Here is a 13,464-nt window from a genome sequence, read left to right as displayed (position 1 = left end):
AACTCTTTCCCAAAATGCTCAAATTCTCACGACCACGATTTTGGGGTGGAAACCCTAGCCCGATCGATCAGGGAACCGTAGGAAGGGGCCTGACCCCGCCCACTCCCGTCGCTGAAGTCCCACGCCGTGTCCGCCCTTTCGCTTCGCTTTTCCACCTTGTCCGACAACGTTCGCGCCGCCTTGCTGATGTCCGGGGCCATGGCGTCGTTTGCGGTCAACGACATGCTGGTGAAACTGGCGACGGCGTCGATCGAACCGGCGCAGGTCATGGCTCTGCGCAGCGGGTTGACCGCGATCCTCCTGCTTCTGGTCGCCCGGTGGCGGGGCGCCCTGCGGCCGCCCCGCGCCGTTCTGGCACCGACCGTTCTCCTGCGAACCGGCGCGGATATCGGCACCACCCTCGCCTACATCTCGGCGCTCCAGCACCTGCCGCTGGCCAACGCCTCGGCGATCTTCCAGGCCTTGCCGCTGACGATCACGCTGGCCGCCGCCCTGTTCCTGGGGGAACGGGTGGGCTGGCGCCGCTGGCTGGCTATTCTCGTCGGCTTCATCGGCGTCCTCGTGATCCTTCGACCGACCTCGGACGGCTTCAACATCTATGCGGTCTGGGTGCTGATCTCCGTCGGCTTCGCGGCGATGCGCGACCTCGTGACCCGTCGGATGCCCGCCACGCTGCCCTCGCTCTTCGTTGCCAGCGTGACCTCGATCGCGGTCTCGGCGGTGGGGTTCGGCCTGCTGCCCGTGGTCGGGTGGGAGCCGATGACGGGTTGGCTCTGGCTGATCCTGTCGGTGGCTTCTGTCGCCGTTGGCCTTGGATACGTGATGATCGTCGCCTCGATGCGCACCGGCGACATGGGCTTCGTGGCGCCGTTTCGCTACACGGTGCTGCTCTTCGCCTTCGTCTTCGGAATCGCCTTCCTCGGCGAGCGGCCGGACGCAGCCGAGCTTCTGGGATCGGCGATCGTCGTGGGAAGCGGCGCCTACATGATCCATCGCGAGTCGCGTCGCGGGATCCTGCAGGCGCCCAAAGCGCAGGTTCATTGAGCATGGTGGCCCACAAGCGGACGACGAGCGACGCGCGCATGTCGGCCAGGGCGACCGTTGCCGTGATCCTGGCCGGCGGGCGAGGCTCGCGCATGGGTGGCACGGTCCCGAAAATGCTGCTCGATCTCGGCGGTCGTCCACTTCTCGCCCACGCGATCGAGCGGCTGCGCCTACAAGCCGAGGCGATCGCGATCTCGACGAACGAGCCGGCGCTGTATCGGGACTTCGATTTGCCCTGCGTCGAAGATGCCGATGCCGGGTTCCCGGGACCGCTCGCCGGTCTCGATGCCGCCGGGCGTCATTTCACGGCGGCGCTGGGTCATCGGTTCGACCTCGTCTGCGTCGCCGGCGACACGCCGTTCCTGCCGCACGACCTCGTCGCCCGGTTGGCATGCGCGCCTGGCAAGGGGCGCGTCGCCGTCGCCTCGTCCGGCGGGCGGCTGCATCCGACCATCGCGCTCTGGCCGTGCGAGTCCCTGGACGACCTTCCGCTCGATCCCCTGCTGCCCAACCGGTCGCGGTCGCTGGCCGCGGTGATGGATCGCGAGGGTCGGCGGGTCGCGCCGTTCGAGCTGCCCACAGAGGGATCGCTCGTCGATCCGTTCTTCAACATCAACACGCCGGAGGACCTGGCGACCGCCCGGACGGTGGTAAAAAGCGCGGGATAGAGCACGAGCGGGTGCGCGCCGCCTTGTCAAACCAACGGAAACCGTCAGTATCGCTATCTTTATAGGCATGCTCATTTCCCAAGCGAGCCGGCCGCCGTCGACCCCTCCGTCCCAAGGACCTTCATGCCTTCGATCAAGACGATGATTCTGGCCGCCACCGCTCTTGCCGCGATGTCGGGACTGGCGCAGGCGCAGCAGAGCGATGCCGACAAGACCTGGACCGAGGTTCGTATCGGCACCGAGGGCGCCTACCCGCCCTTCAACTTCCTCGACGCCTCGGGCAAGCTTTCGGGTTTCGACGTCGACATCGCGCAGGCGCTCTGCGACCAGATGAAGGTGACCTGCACCTTCGTGGCGCAGGACTGGGACGGCATCATCCCGGCGCTGCAGAACGAGCGCTTCGACGCGATCATCGCCTCGATGTCGATCACGCCCGAGCGTGAGAAGCAGGTGCTGTTCACCAACAAGTACTACAACACCGCCGGCGCCATGGCGGTACCGAAGGACAGCCCGCTGACCGATGTCAGCGATGCCTCGCTGAAGGGCAAGACGATCGGCGCGCAGGGTTCGACGACGCACGCGCAGGCCGCCGAGACCTTCTATCCCGATGCGGACGTGAAGATCTATCCGACCGCGGAAGAGTACAAGCTCGACGTCGCCAACGGTCGCCTCGATGCCGTGATGGACGACATCGTCGTCCTGTCACAGTGGCTGGAGAGCCCGGACGGCGCCTGCTGCAAGCTGCTCGGCACGATGAAGCCGGACGAGGCGATCTACGGCAAGGGTGCCGGCATCGCGCTGCGTCAGGGCAACGAAAAGTTGAAGACGATGTTCAACGAGGCGATCGTCGCGATCCGCGCCAACGGGGTCTACAAGACGGTTCAGGACAAGTATTTCAAGTTCGACGTCTACGGGAAGTAATCCCTCGCAACCGTTCGCCTTGCGATCGCTCCTGCGACGCGGCACCTTCCCGTCCGGCCGCCGATTCGTGTGGTCGGACCGCAAATCAGGCTCCGCGCCCATGCAAGACGCCCCTTCCGCAGACAGATTCGCATCCGCATCGGGCGGATCGGATGGGAGGGGCGTTGAGGATGGAGACCACGGCTGCATCGGTACGGACGCGTGAGTCCCTACCTCGCACTGCTCCAATTCGGCTCGACGGGCTGGGGCGACGAAATCGCCTGGGGCGTCGTGGTCACCGTGACGCTGGCGCTGTCCACCCTGCCCTTCGGCGTCGTGTTCGGCTTGGCCCTGGCCTTGGCCAAGCGAGGCGCTGACCCCGCGCTTCGCCTGTCGGCCAACATCTACACGACGATCTTCCGGGGGCTTCCCGAGCTTCTGACCCTGTTCCTCGTCTACTACGGCGGGCAGAACGTCATCAATTCGGTGAGCGCTGCGTTCGGTGGCGGGCCGCAGGAACTGTCGAGCTTCGTCTCCGGCATGGTGGCGCTCGGCTTCGTCTTCTCCGCCTATTCGAGCGAGGTCTTCCTCTCAGCCTTCAAGGCCATTCCCGTGGGCCAGTGGGAAGCCGGACGAGCCGTGGGGCTTTCGCCGCGGCGTATCATGGGCCTGGTGATCTTTCCCCAGCTCATCCGCATCAGCCTACCCGGGCTTTCGAACGTCTGGCTCAATCTCTTGAAGGACACGGCGCTCGTCTCCGTGATCGGGTTGGCGGACATTCTTCGACAGACCGGCGTGGCCGCGCGGGTGACGCGTGAGCAGTTCTTCTTCTTCGGGCTGGCCTGCGTCCTCTATCTCGGCCTCACCCTCCTGTCGTCCATCGTGATCGGCCGGATCGAAACCTGGACCCGGCGCGGCGAGGTTGTGCGATGAGCAAATCCCTCATGGCCCAGCGCGGCATCGGATGGGTCGGCCTGATCACGCTAGCCTTCTGGGCCGTCGGCGCGGTCTCGCTGGCGCTCTATCTCGTGCGGGTCTGGGATTTCGACCTCGTGGCGCGATACGGCCCCTCCTATCTCGAAGGCCTGTGGACGACATTGTCGCTGGTCGGCCTGTCCTATTCGATCGGTGCCCTGCTCTCGATCCCGCTCGCGGCCGGGCGCATGTCGGACAATCGATGGGCGCGCGGGGCGACGTTCGCCTACGTGTCGTTCTTCCGCGGCACGCCGGCAATCGCGCAGATCTTCCTCGTCTATTACGGCTTCGGCAGCTTCCGCGGTGCCTTCGAGAGCGTTGGTCTCTGGTGGTTCTTCCGTGAAGCCTGGTACTGCGCGATCTTTGCGCTGGCGCTCAACACCGCCGCCTACCAGACCGAGATCCTGCGCGGCGCCATTGAGAGCGTCGGTCGCGGCCAGTGGGAGGGAGGGCGCTCCCTCGGCCTCAGCCGCTACGTGATCGTCTCGAAGATCATCACGCCGCAGGCCCTGATGGTGGCGCTACGCCCCTACGCGAACGAGTTGATCCTGATGGTGAAGGCCTCGGCCATCGTCGCGATCATCACCGTGTTCGATCTCTTCGGCGAGACCCGGCGCGCCTTTTCGAAGACGTTCGATTTTCAGACCTATGTCTGGGCGGCGATCTTCTACCTCGTCATCGTCGAGGTCGTCCGGATCCTGACCGCAGCAGCCGAACGGCGGCTTACGCGCCACCTCGTGCGCTGACCCGCTTCGTGTCCCTGACCTCGTGTCGGCCCTCTTCCGCAGCGCGCACGCGGATGCCCTGAAGATAAAGGTCGACGGCAAGGTCGACGCGCGCAAGCCGCTGCTCCGTCATCCCCGCCTCCTCGTAGCCGAAGGCGATTCGCCGGACCTCCCGGCCGCAGACGGCCTCGATGAACTGCTCGGCCAGGAAGGCCGGATCGCGGTCGACGATGTCGCCGCGAGCGATGGCGCCCGTCAGAGCTTCCGTCAGAGCCCGCGTCATCGGCTCCACCAGTCGCTCATGGCCGATCACCTTCAGTTCGGGAAAGCGGTAGCCCTCCGCGACGAGAAGCCGGAACATGGCGATGCCCTCGGCATCCACCGCTTGCGCCAGCATGTCGTGCGCGATACGGGTCAGAAAGGCGTCGAACGTCTCGGAGCCGGGGTCGCGTTGTCCGAAGATCGCCAGACGCGCCTGCGCAAAACGCTGCATCACCTCTTCGAACAGATGAAGCTTCGAGGGAAAGCGCGCGTAGAGCGTCCGCTTCGAACTGCCGGTGCGGGCGGCGATCGCGTCCATGCTGGTGGCGCGGAACCCGTTGCTCATGAACAAGTCGGCGGCGACGTCGACAATCGCCTGCGTCAGGCTTTCGGACTGCCCCTTCTGCGGACGACCCCGCCGACGGGCGATGGTTGACGAAAGTGGTTGATTCTTGTCGGTGGCGTCCGGACGCCTTGCCCTTTCTTTTCCGTCCACCGACACTCGCTCACTCCTCGAAATCGAAGCGGCCCTTATGACTTCCCGGTGGAAATGGTAAGGCCCATCAAGGTATTTTCAAATTACGCCAAACAAAGGTGGCAGTGCTGTTTCTCATAATGCAGATCAGTCAAAAATGTTTCACCGTCAAGAATTCCGTCAGCAAGTCCAGCATCCACCGAATTCGATGCGCAGACAAAAGGCATACAATCGATGAAGACAGCATTCGTAGGACTTGGGGTTATGGGCTTCCCAATGGCCGGACATCTTCGCGAGAAGGGTGGCCATGACGTCTCGGTCTACAACCGGACGCAGGACAAGGCACGTCGGTGGGCCGATCGCTTTGGGGGAACCGCCTGCACAACCCCTGCGGCTGCGGCGGCCGAGGCCGATATCGTGTTCATGTGCGTCGGCAATGACGACGACGTCCGATCGGTCGTCTATGGCGATGATGGGATCTTCGCCGGCCTGCGCCCCGGGGCCCTGCTCGTGGATCACACGACCGCATCCGCGCAACTTGCGCGCGAGCTGGACGATGCCGCGAAGGCGGCCGGCAAACGCTTCCTCGATGCTCCCGTTTCGGGCGGGCAGGCCGGCGCCGAGAACGGGGCGTTGACGGTCATGGTCGGCGGCGACGAGGCTGACTTCGCGCAGGCGAAGCCGGTGATCGACAGCTACGCGCGGATGGTCGGCCTGATGGGGCCGGCCGGGGCGGGCCAGTTGACCAAGATGATGAACCAGATCTGCATCGCGGGCCTTGTCGAAGGCCTGTCGGAGGCCATCCACTTCGGCGAGAAGGCCGGTCTCGACATCGTGAAGGTCGTGGACGTGATCTCGAAGGGTGCCGCAGGGTCCTGGCAGATGGAGAACCGGCACAAGACAATGGCGGAAGGACGCTACGACTTCGGCTTCGCTGTCGAATGGATGCGCAAGGACCTGTCGATCTGCCTCGCCGAGGCCCGCCGCAACGGTGCAACGCTGCCCGTCACCGCGCTCGTCGACCAGTTCTACGCCGATGTCGAGGCGATGGGCGGCAAACGCTGGGACACGTCGTCGCTGCTCGCACGCCTCAAACGCTGAACACCGCTCGGGAAGGATCAGCTTTCACGCTGGTCCTTCTCGAGCAGCATATAGTCGAGCGGCAGTTCGGTCGTGTACTTGATGCGCTCCATCGCGAAGGCCGAGGAGACGTCGCGGATCTCGATGCGCGCGATGAGCCGCTTGTAGAAACCGTCATAGGCGGCGATGTCGGGCACCACGACCCGCAGGAGATAGTCGACGTCGCCGCTCATGCGATAAAACTCAACGACTTCCGGGAACTCGTTGACGACTTCCGAGAAGCGCTTCAACCATTCCGTCGTATGGGAGTTGGTTCTCACCGAGACGAAGACCGTGACGCGCGTGTTCACCTTCGCAGGATCAAGAACCGCCACCCGGCGCTGGATGACGCCCTCTTCCTCCAGCTTCTGGATCCGGCGCCAGCACGGCGTGGTGGACAGGCCGACCCGCTTGGCGACATCCGCGACGGCGAGGGTCGAGTCCTCCTGAAGCAGCTTCAGGATCTTCTTGTCCAAACGGTCCATCGCTCGAGCCTTCCTTCGTCCACAGACCTTCCTTCTACAGCAAGCTTGCGACCGGCGTCCCGTCCAATGGCCGCCATCCCCAGCGCAGCGCAACCTCCGCGCCGTTCGGAAAAGAGTAGGACGATGCCTCGGGTTCTCGTTTCCTTAAGCCAATTCCTTAAGCTTTCCGCAACATGATGCCCCTGTTCACAGGACCCGATCGTCAGGCGTTTGTGCAGAGTTCATGTCGGTTGCCGCCCCGCCCTCCTTCGACAAGTCCGCCGCGCGCGGCCGACGTGCCTCGCGCGACGTCGAACTCGCCCGCACGGTGCGCTCGGCCCGCGACCGGCTGACCTCGTCGAGCGGCCTGCCGCCGCGCATCGAGCTCGAGCTTCTGGATCGTCACGTCGAACTGCAGACGCGGTGGCTGCCCTTCTCCATCCTGCCCTTCGTCGCTGCCAGCGGCCTGCTGGCGCTCGGCTCGGTGGACGAGGCGGCGATCTTCGCAACCGTCACGCTGGTCTGCTGCGCCCTCTCCGTCTTCGTGTTCGATCGATTCGAGCGCGCGCAGCGTCGCGTCTTCGAGGTCGTGCGCTGGACGCGCACCTTCGCGGCAGCGCAGGTCGCGATCGGCATGCCCTGGGCGGTGCTCGTGCTCTGGCCGGCCTGCGAGAGCTGCGGCCCCGGCGCCTCCTATCTCGCCCGCCTTGCACCCGTCCTCGGCGCCATGGCGCTGACGGCGCTCGGCGGCTTCGCGCTCGGCCATGCCATCCCGCTGACGTTCTTGCCCCTGTGCGGCGCGCTCGTCTACCGGCTGACGATCGACGGCGACGATCCGCTGGCGCTGACCACCGACGGCATCCTGCTCGCAGCCGTGCCGTTCTTTGCGGTGGTGGCCGGGCGCCTGCGGGGGGCGCTGGTGGAACGCTGCCGCCACCGCACCGAGCGCGACCAGCTCGTGTCCGAGATCGAGACCGCCCGCATCTATTCCGACGATGCCCGCCGCCGCGCCGAAGAGGCGAGCCTCGCCAAGTCGCGGTTCCTGGCGACGATGAGCCACGAGTTGCGCACGCCGCTCAACGCGATCCTGGGCTTTTCCGAAGTCATCACCAACGAGATCCTCGGGCCCGTCGGCAATCCCACCTACAAGGAATACGTCCAGGACATCCACTCCTCCGGCCAGCACCTCCTCGATCTCATCAACGAGATCCTCGACCTCTCGCGCGTCGAAGCCGGCCGCTACACGCTGAACGAAGAGGCCGTGGATCTCGTCGGGGTGGCCAGCGGCTGCATCGCCTATGTCCAGATGAAGGCCGACGCCAAGTCCGTCACCATCGTCGAACAGTTCGAACACGGCCTGCCGCAGCTGTGGGGCGACCCGCGCTCGCTGCGGCAGGTGGTGCTGAACCTCCTGTCGAACGCCGTGAAGTTCACGCCGAACGGGGGTCGCGTCGTCCTGCGGGTCGGTTGGACCGCGGGCGGCGGCCAATACGTCTCGATCCGCGACAACGGCCCGGGCATTCCCGCCGAAGAAATCCCCACCGTTCTCTCGTCCTTCGGCCAGGGATCGAGCGCGATCAAGAGCGCCGAGCAGGGCACGGGACTGGGGCTGCCGATCGTGCAGGCGCTGGTCAAGCTGCACGACGGGGAGTTCGAGCTGCATTCGAAGCTGCGCGAAGGCACGGAAGTCCTCGCCATATTCCCACATTCGCGTGTCCTCGAAGTGATGCCGGCGCTGACCGAGTTCGGCTGATCGCCGCCTCGGCGCCGTTGCGGCCGGCACCGTTCCCGCCTATCTCGCCAGCATGACGATCGATCCCGCCCTGATCCTTCCACAAGCAGCCGTTCCCTCGCCCTGCATCTCGCTCTGCGTGCTCGATCCGGCGACGCAGTGGTGTCTTGGCTGCGGCCGCAGCATCGACGAGATCATGGCATGGGGCAGCGCCGCCGCAGCCGAGCGGCGGATCGTCCTCGAACGCCTGCCGGAACGGCTGCAATCCCTGCGCCAGCCGGCGGCCGAACGCGGCGACGCCTGACGGTGGGCCGCGCGCTCCTCCCCGCGATCCTGATCGCGATCGCCTTGACCGTCGCCCTTCTCGTGTTCGGCGGCGACACCCCGGTCGCCGGCCTCGATGCCGACCAATTCGCCTCGCTCGCCTATGCCGGCATCTGGGGCACGGTGCTGGCAAGCGGCCTCCTCGTCGCGTTTCGCGGCCGCTGGGGTGAGGCTATGCGCAGCGCGGCGATCTGGATTGCGGCCTTCGCGGTGCTGATCGGCGTCTACGCTTACGGATCCGATCTGCGCGGTGTCGGCGACCGCATGCTGGCCGTGCTGCTGCCAGGCCATGCGGTGACGCTTGGCGGGTCGGAGGGCGGTCAGGTCATGGTGGCGCGGGCTGGCGACGACCACTTCCACATCGATACCGAGGTCAATGGCACCCGCGTCCCCTTCCTCGTCGATACCGGCGCCAGCATCATCGCCATTGACCGCACGGTGGCCGAACGCATCGGCCTCGACGTCGGCAATCTCGTCTACGGGGCCCGGATCCAGACCGCCAACGGCATCGCCCGCGCCGCGCCCGTCACGATCGATCGCATCCGCGTCGGCGGCATCGAACGGCGCAACGTGCGGGGCGTCGTGACCGACGGCTCCACCCTCGGCGTCAGCCTTCTCGGCATGAGCTTTCTCGGAAGCCTCTCGTCGTTCGAATTTCGCGGCGACCGGCTGGTGCTGACGGACTGACGCCTGCCGTCTCTGTCAGGCCGCAGCGGCTTCCGTCTGCGGAAGCTGGACCTCGGCAAAGGCCTCGGCGATCAGGTCCGCGCCCGCGCCGGGCTTCACGGCGCCCTCCGACAGGACCTGCCGCCAGCGCCGGGCGCCGGGCAGGCCGGTGAACAGGCCGACCATGTGACGCGTCACCTGCGACAGCCGTCCACCGCTGGCGACGTGGGCGCGAGCGTAGTCGGTCATCGCAGCAATCAAGGCGGCATGGTCGAGGGGCGCGGGCGGCCGTCCGTGAATCGCCGAACCAACGAGCGCCAGCTGGTCGGGCGTGCCGTAGGCGCCACGCCCCATCATCACCCCGTCGACCGCGCCGAGATGGCGGGCGGCGTCGCCGACCGTCGCGAGCCCGCCGTTAAGGCCGACGAACATCGTCGGCATCCGCTGCTTCAGTCGATAGACGCGCTCGTAGTCGAGCGGCGGGATGTCGCGGTTCTCCTTGGGGCTCAGGCCCTGCAGCCAGGCCTTGCGGGCATGGACCCAGATGGCGGAGACCCCGGCCTCGGCTGCACAGTCGGCCAGCGCGTCGAGCGCCGGATCGGGATCCTGCTCGTCGACGCCGATCCGGCATTTGACGGTGACGGGAACGTCGATGGCTTCCCGCATGGCGCGCAGGCATCGCGAGACGAGGTCGGGTTCACGCATGAGGCAGGCGCCGAACGCGCCGGACTGGACGCGGTCGGACGGGCAGCCGACGTTGAGGTTGATCTCGCGATAGCCGAACTGCGCGCCGATGCGCGCCGCTTCGGCCAGCTTGGCCGGGTCCGAGCCGCCGATCTGCAGGGCGACGGGATGCTCGGCCGGGGAGAACCCCAGCAGACGTTCGCGGTCCCCATGAAGGATCGCGTCGGCGACCACCATCTCCGTATAGAGAAGAGCGTCGGGCGCCAGCAGCCGGTGGAACGTCCGGCAATGGCGATCGGTCCAGTCGATCATCGGCGCGACGGCGAAGATGGGCCCCGCCCCGTAGAGGCGGCGAGCCGCGGGGTCGCACTTCGCAGGAGCCCCGCCGTCCGCTCCGTTCGAACCTTGAATCACAGGCTTCGTCATCTCGTCTCGTCTTCGCGCTGATCGGCCCGGCCGACCGTCGGACTTCGTTCGGTCGGCGGACTATCGGGTCGCTCTGGTTTGTCGGCCCATCTCGCACGGGTTTTGAAACGCTCGGCTCCGATTGTCCATCGCTCGCGTCAGCGACGCGACCCGGCCAGCAGCGCTCGGCTCGCAACAGACCCGAACTCGCCGGCGCGATGATCGAAAACGCGACGCAGAAGACAGCGTGTGTCACGCCTGCGCAATCCATCCGGCGGGTTAGCGCGGCAATTCTCATGTCGTTTCGAATATTATTTGGCCTCGTATTGTAAAGCCTCGCCATCCCGCGCATCTTCAGGATATTGACGAGCGCCTTATTGGCTGTCTCGCAAGATCATATCGTCCGTCAACTGTGCAGAACCCGCCGCCTTATTCGACCGGGCACGGCGGACACGGCTGCGGCCGACTGACGAGACGTTCGCATGCCGTATGTCGTCTGCCCGTGACGACTGCGGCGTTTCGCAATGGCCTCGAACGACATGGAGACTTTTCGAGATCCAACGCCCGACATCGCCCCTCCTCCTTCGAAAGCAAAGATCATGTCCCGCAAGCCCTCCGCCGGTCTCGTCATCCCGGCAGCTCCCGTCATCGTCGAAGACGTGACGGTCCCGGTCTACGGCGTCTACGACACCTTCATGCAGGAAGACGCGGGGCTCCCGATCGATGCGGCGCTGATCGGGCGGGGCTATGTCTCCTATCGCACCGGCTCGTCCTACCACGAGATGTCGGCGACGATCCTGTCGAAGGCGCTTGCGAAGGGCGCTGCAGGACGCAAGATCCGCGACGAACGCTCAGCGCTCGCCCTGCTGGCCCTGCAAACGGCGGAGCCAAGAGCATGAGCGACGCCCCCACCACCCCCCGGAGCGAAGGCGGAGACGCCTTCCGGCACGGTCATCCGACGGCCTCCTGCGGCTATGCCGACGGCTCCAGCCGGAAGGTGGAATGGGTCACTGGCTGGACGGAGCAGCAGATCGAGCAGCGCTCGATCGATCTGGCCGTGGAGAGCGCCGAGGGGACCGCGCCCTGACGTGCACAGGACGCATCGGCCTCGGCTGATTTCGACTTGGCCACGGTCACCAGAACGATGGCGGCGCCGGTCGCGCGGCGGGCGATGCGCCTCCGTCCCGACATATGCCGACGTCCTGGCAGCTCCTTCCGGCGATGATCCGGCGCAAGGGCAGTGCGACGAACCCTGTTCCGGGCGCGCGATCCGCTTCGGCCCGCCGGCGCGGCGTCGGGCGTTCGAGCGTTCCGCCCTCCCCCGCGACGCTTTGCAAACTCCCCTGGATTGCCTATAGGTTCGCGGCTTGAACGCCATGACGCGCCTTGCGAGGGACCTGCCTTGTCTTCCACTTTCGACCGAGTCGCCGACATCATCGCCGAGACGAGCGAGATCGATCGGTCCCAGATCACGCCCGAAAGCCACACGATCGATGATCTCGGCATCGACTCGCTCGACTTCCTCGATATCGTGTTCGCGATCGATAAGGAGTTCGGCATCAAGATCCCGCTCGAGAAGTGGACCCAGCGGGTCAACGAGGGCGAGGCGAACACCGAGGAATACTTCGTCATGAAGAACCTCTGCGCCCGCATCGACGAGCTGCGCGCCGCCAAGGCCGCCTGATCGACGCCGGCGCGCGGACGATCCCATACGGATCAAGAGGCCAAAGCCGAGCGCGCCGCCGACCGAACAACAGCAGGATCGCCTGATACGCGCGGGGGATCCGGCTTCGAACATGGAACGCATGATGAACCGAGAGCCGCGCGATGTGCTCATCACCGGCCTCGGCCTCGTCTCGTCGCTGGGCGAAGGCGTCGACGCGCATCTCTCGCGCCTGACGACGCCGGGCTCGCAGCCGACGATCGAGGCCGAGCGTCTGGCGCCCTATTTCGTCCACCCGCTTCCCGCGATCGAATGGTCGCGCCAGATCCCCAAGAAGGGTGATCAGCGGCAGATGGAAACCTGGCAGAAGCTCGGCGTCTATGCCGCCGGCCTCGCACTGGAGGATGCCGGCGTCGCGGCCGACGAACAGACCCGCGCCGGGATCGACATGATCGTGTCGGCCGGCGGCGGCGAACGCGACCCGGAGGTCGATGCTCTGGTGATGGCGCGTGCGCGCGGGGTCGAAGATCCGCAACCGCTCATGAACGAGCTTCTGTCGAGCGAACTGCGCCCGACGCTCTTTCTCGCCCAGCTTTCGAACCTGATGGCCGGCAATATCTCCATCGTCCACAAGGTGACGGGATCGTCGCGCACCTTCATGGGCGAGGAAAGCGCCGGCATGTCCGCCGTTCAGATCGCTTCGGCGCGCATCCGCTCCGGCCAAAGCCGTATCTGTCTCGTCGGCGGTGCGTTCTCGGCCGAGCGCAAGGACCTCCTCCTGAACTACGAACTCGGCGGCTTCCTGCTGCGCGACGAATGGCGGCCAATTCCAGCGCGCGGCGGCGAGCACGCGGGCCTCGTTCCCGGTAGCCTCGGGGCCTTCCTCGTCCTGGAAGATGCCGAGCATGCGAGCGCCCGGGGCGCGACGGGCTATGGCCGGCTCTCCTTCGTGGCCGCCGACCGCGGCGGGCGCGACGACGAGCGCTTCGCCGGTCGGTTCGACCGGCTGCTGACGGAGAGCGGCGCGGTGGACGAGGACCTGCTGGTCCTGTCGGGTGCGACCGGCCTCGACCGAGAGACCCGCGTCGAGCACGATGTCGTCTCCCGGCGTTTTCCGCATGCGGCGCAGCGCGCCTACGGCACGATGACGGGCCATGCATTCGAGGCGCAGTTCCCAGCCGGCGTGGCGCTGGGCGCGGCCCTCCTCTCCGCGGGTGTCCTGCCGGCATCGACCGGCGGCGGCGAGGAGCGGCCCGCCGATTTTGCGCCCCGGCAGGTGCTCGTCACCGGCGTCGGCCACATGCGCGGCGAAGGCGTCTGCCTCATCGAGGCGACGCGGCCGCAATAGACCCCGCATGG

The 13,464-nt window shown here is 66.3% G+C and carries 16 protein-coding genes; 13 read left to right on the top strand and 3 right to left on the bottom strand.

What is annotated here, in order from left to right:
• Positions 1-126 precede the first annotated feature (126 nt).
• The 5 genes from AUL33_RS17135 (at position 127) to AUL33_RS17115 (ending at position 4,333) form a co-directional block, all read left to right on the top strand.
• Positions 127-1,044, top strand: coding sequence for a DMT family transporter (locus tag AUL33_RS17135; protein WP_244492313.1), 918 nt, complete (start codon positions 127-129; stop codon positions 1,042-1,044).
• A gap of 2 nt (positions 1,045-1,046) precedes the next feature.
• Positions 1,047-1,712, top strand: a complete 666-nt coding sequence (gene mobA / locus AUL33_RS17130) for a molybdenum cofactor guanylyltransferase (RefSeq protein ID WP_062210999.1) — start codon at positions 1,047-1,049, stop codon at positions 1,710-1,712.
• Positions 1,713-1,835: 123 nt separating this feature from the next.
• A complete protein-coding gene (locus AUL33_RS17125) occupies positions 1,836-2,633 on the top strand; it encodes an ABC transporter substrate-binding protein (RefSeq protein WP_062210997.1) in 798 nt (265 codons plus the stop codon).
• Positions 2,634-2,834: 201 nt separating this feature from the next.
• The gene (locus tag AUL33_RS17120; protein WP_062210994.1) at positions 2,835-3,545 is read left to right on the top strand and encodes an ABC transporter permease; all 711 of its coding nucleotides are present in this window, start codon (positions 2,835-2,837) and stop codon (positions 3,543-3,545) included.
• Positions 3,542-4,333 (top strand): ABC transporter permease, encoded by a 792-nt coding sequence (locus AUL33_RS17115; RefSeq protein ID WP_062210991.1) that lies wholly within the window; start codon positions 3,542-3,544, stop codon positions 4,331-4,333. The genes AUL33_RS17120 and AUL33_RS17115 overlap by 4 nt, the downstream gene beginning before the upstream one ends.
• Here the strand turns inward: AUL33_RS17115 and AUL33_RS17110 are convergent.
• Complete coding sequence (locus AUL33_RS17110) at positions 4,311-5,069, bottom strand: TetR/AcrR family transcriptional regulator (RefSeq protein WP_280137829.1); 759 nt, start codon at positions 5,067-5,069, stop codon at positions 4,311-4,313. The genes AUL33_RS17115 and AUL33_RS17110 overlap by 23 nt on opposite strands.
• Before the next feature lie 204 nt (positions 5,070-5,273).
• Here AUL33_RS17110 and AUL33_RS17105 point away from each other — a divergent pair, with 204 nt between their 5' ends.
• Positions 5,274-6,149 carry an NAD(P)-dependent oxidoreductase gene (locus tag AUL33_RS17105; RefSeq protein WP_280137832.1) on the top strand — a complete coding sequence of 292 codons (876 nt, stop codon included), beginning with the start codon at positions 5,274-5,276 and terminating at the stop codon, positions 6,147-6,149.
• Between the two features lie 17 nt (positions 6,150-6,166).
• On the opposite strand, the gene AUL33_RS17100 is transcribed toward AUL33_RS17105, so the two are convergent.
• Positions 6,167-6,652, bottom strand: a complete 486-nt coding sequence (locus tag AUL33_RS17100; protein ID WP_062210982.1) for an Lrp/AsnC family transcriptional regulator — start codon at positions 6,650-6,652, stop codon at positions 6,167-6,169.
• A 223-nt stretch (positions 6,653-6,875) separates the two neighbouring features.
• Here AUL33_RS17100 and AUL33_RS17095 point away from each other — a divergent pair, with 223 nt between their 5' ends.
• Genes AUL33_RS17095 through AUL33_RS17085 form a run of 3 tightly spaced genes read left to right on the top strand, consistent with a single transcriptional unit; the run spans position 6,876 to position 9,374 of the window.
• Positions 6,876-8,384 (top strand): HAMP domain-containing sensor histidine kinase, encoded by a 1,509-nt coding sequence (locus AUL33_RS17095; RefSeq protein WP_062210979.1) that lies wholly within the window; start codon positions 6,876-6,878, stop codon positions 8,382-8,384.
• Between the two features lie 52 nt (positions 8,385-8,436).
• Positions 8,437-8,667, top strand: coding sequence for a DUF1289 domain-containing protein (locus AUL33_RS17090; RefSeq protein ID WP_062210976.1), 231 nt, complete (start codon positions 8,437-8,439; stop codon positions 8,665-8,667).
• A gap of 2 nt (positions 8,668-8,669) precedes the next feature.
• Entirely contained in the window at positions 8,670-9,374 is a 705-nt protein-coding gene (locus AUL33_RS17085) for a TIGR02281 family clan AA aspartic protease (protein ID WP_062210973.1), read from the top strand.
• Between the two features lie 15 nt (positions 9,375-9,389).
• Here the strand turns inward: AUL33_RS17085 and dusA are convergent, their stop codons facing one another.
• Positions 9,390-10,463 carry a tRNA dihydrouridine(20/20a) synthase DusA gene (gene dusA / locus AUL33_RS17080; RefSeq protein WP_082652692.1) on the bottom strand — a complete coding sequence of 358 codons (1,074 nt, stop codon included), beginning with the start codon at positions 10,461-10,463 and terminating at the stop codon, positions 9,390-9,392.
• A 578-nt stretch (positions 10,464-11,041) separates the two neighbouring features.
• On the opposite strand from dusA, the gene AUL33_RS17075 reads away from it, so the two are divergent.
• From AUL33_RS17075 to AUL33_RS17060, 4 genes are all read left to right on the top strand, one after another.
• On the top strand, positions 11,042-11,341 hold the full coding sequence (locus AUL33_RS17075; RefSeq protein WP_062210971.1) for a hypothetical protein: 300 nt from the start codon (positions 11,042-11,044) through the stop codon (positions 11,339-11,341).
• Complete coding sequence (locus tag AUL33_RS17070; RefSeq protein ID WP_062210969.1) at positions 11,338-11,529, top strand: hypothetical protein; 192 nt, start codon at positions 11,338-11,340, stop codon at positions 11,527-11,529. The genes AUL33_RS17075 and AUL33_RS17070 overlap by 4 nt, the downstream gene beginning before the upstream one ends.
• A gap of 315 nt (positions 11,530-11,844) precedes the next feature.
• Entirely contained in the window at positions 11,845-12,126 is a 282-nt protein-coding gene (locus AUL33_RS17065) for an acyl carrier protein (RefSeq protein ID WP_062210966.1), read from the top strand.
• 112 nt (positions 12,127-12,238) lie between these two features.
• On the top strand, positions 12,239-13,453 hold the full coding sequence (locus AUL33_RS17060; RefSeq protein WP_244492312.1) for a beta-ketoacyl-ACP synthase: 1,215 nt from the start codon (positions 12,239-12,241) through the stop codon (positions 13,451-13,453).
• Positions 13,454-13,464: the final 11 nt, after the last annotated feature.

The organism is Aureimonas sp. AU12 (assembly GCF_001463705.1).
Classification (GTDB): Bacteria; Pseudomonadota; Alphaproteobacteria; order Rhizobiales; family Rhizobiaceae; genus Aureimonas.
This window is presented reverse-complemented; position numbering and strand designations above follow the sequence as displayed.

Coding starts and splice junctions, on each gene's coding strand:
- mobA (WP_062210999.1), top strand. CDS start 1,047: ATGGTGGCCCACAAGCGGACGACGAGCGACGCGCGCATGTCGGCCAGG.
- AUL33_RS17125 (WP_062210997.1), top strand. CDS start 1,836: ATGCCTTCGATCAAGACGATGATTCTGGCCGCCACCGCTCTTGCCGCG.
- AUL33_RS17095 (WP_062210979.1), top strand. CDS start 6,876: ATGTCGGTTGCCGCCCCGCCCTCCTTCGACAAGTCCGCCGCGCGCGGC.
- AUL33_RS17075 (WP_062210971.1), top strand. CDS start 11,042: ATGTCCCGCAAGCCCTCCGCCGGTCTCGTCATCCCGGCAGCTCCCGTC.
- AUL33_RS17115 (WP_062210991.1), top strand. CDS start 3,542: ATGAGCAAATCCCTCATGGCCCAGCGCGGCATCGGATGGGTCGGCCTG.
- AUL33_RS17100 (WP_062210982.1), bottom strand. CDS start 6,652: ATGGACCGTTTGGACAAGAAGATCCTGAAGCTGCTTCAGGAGGACTCG.
- dusA (WP_082652692.1), bottom strand. CDS start 10,463: ATGACGAAGCCTGTGATTCAAGGTTCGAACGGAGCGGACGGCGGGGCT.
- AUL33_RS17090 (WP_062210976.1), top strand. CDS start 8,437: ATGACGATCGATCCCGCCCTGATCCTTCCACAAGCAGCCGTTCCCTCG.
- AUL33_RS17060 (WP_244492312.1), top strand. CDS start 12,239: ATGGAACGCATGATGAACCGAGAGCCGCGCGATGTGCTCATCACCGGC.
- AUL33_RS17070 (WP_062210969.1), top strand. CDS start 11,338: ATGAGCGACGCCCCCACCACCCCCCGGAGCGAAGGCGGAGACGCCTTC.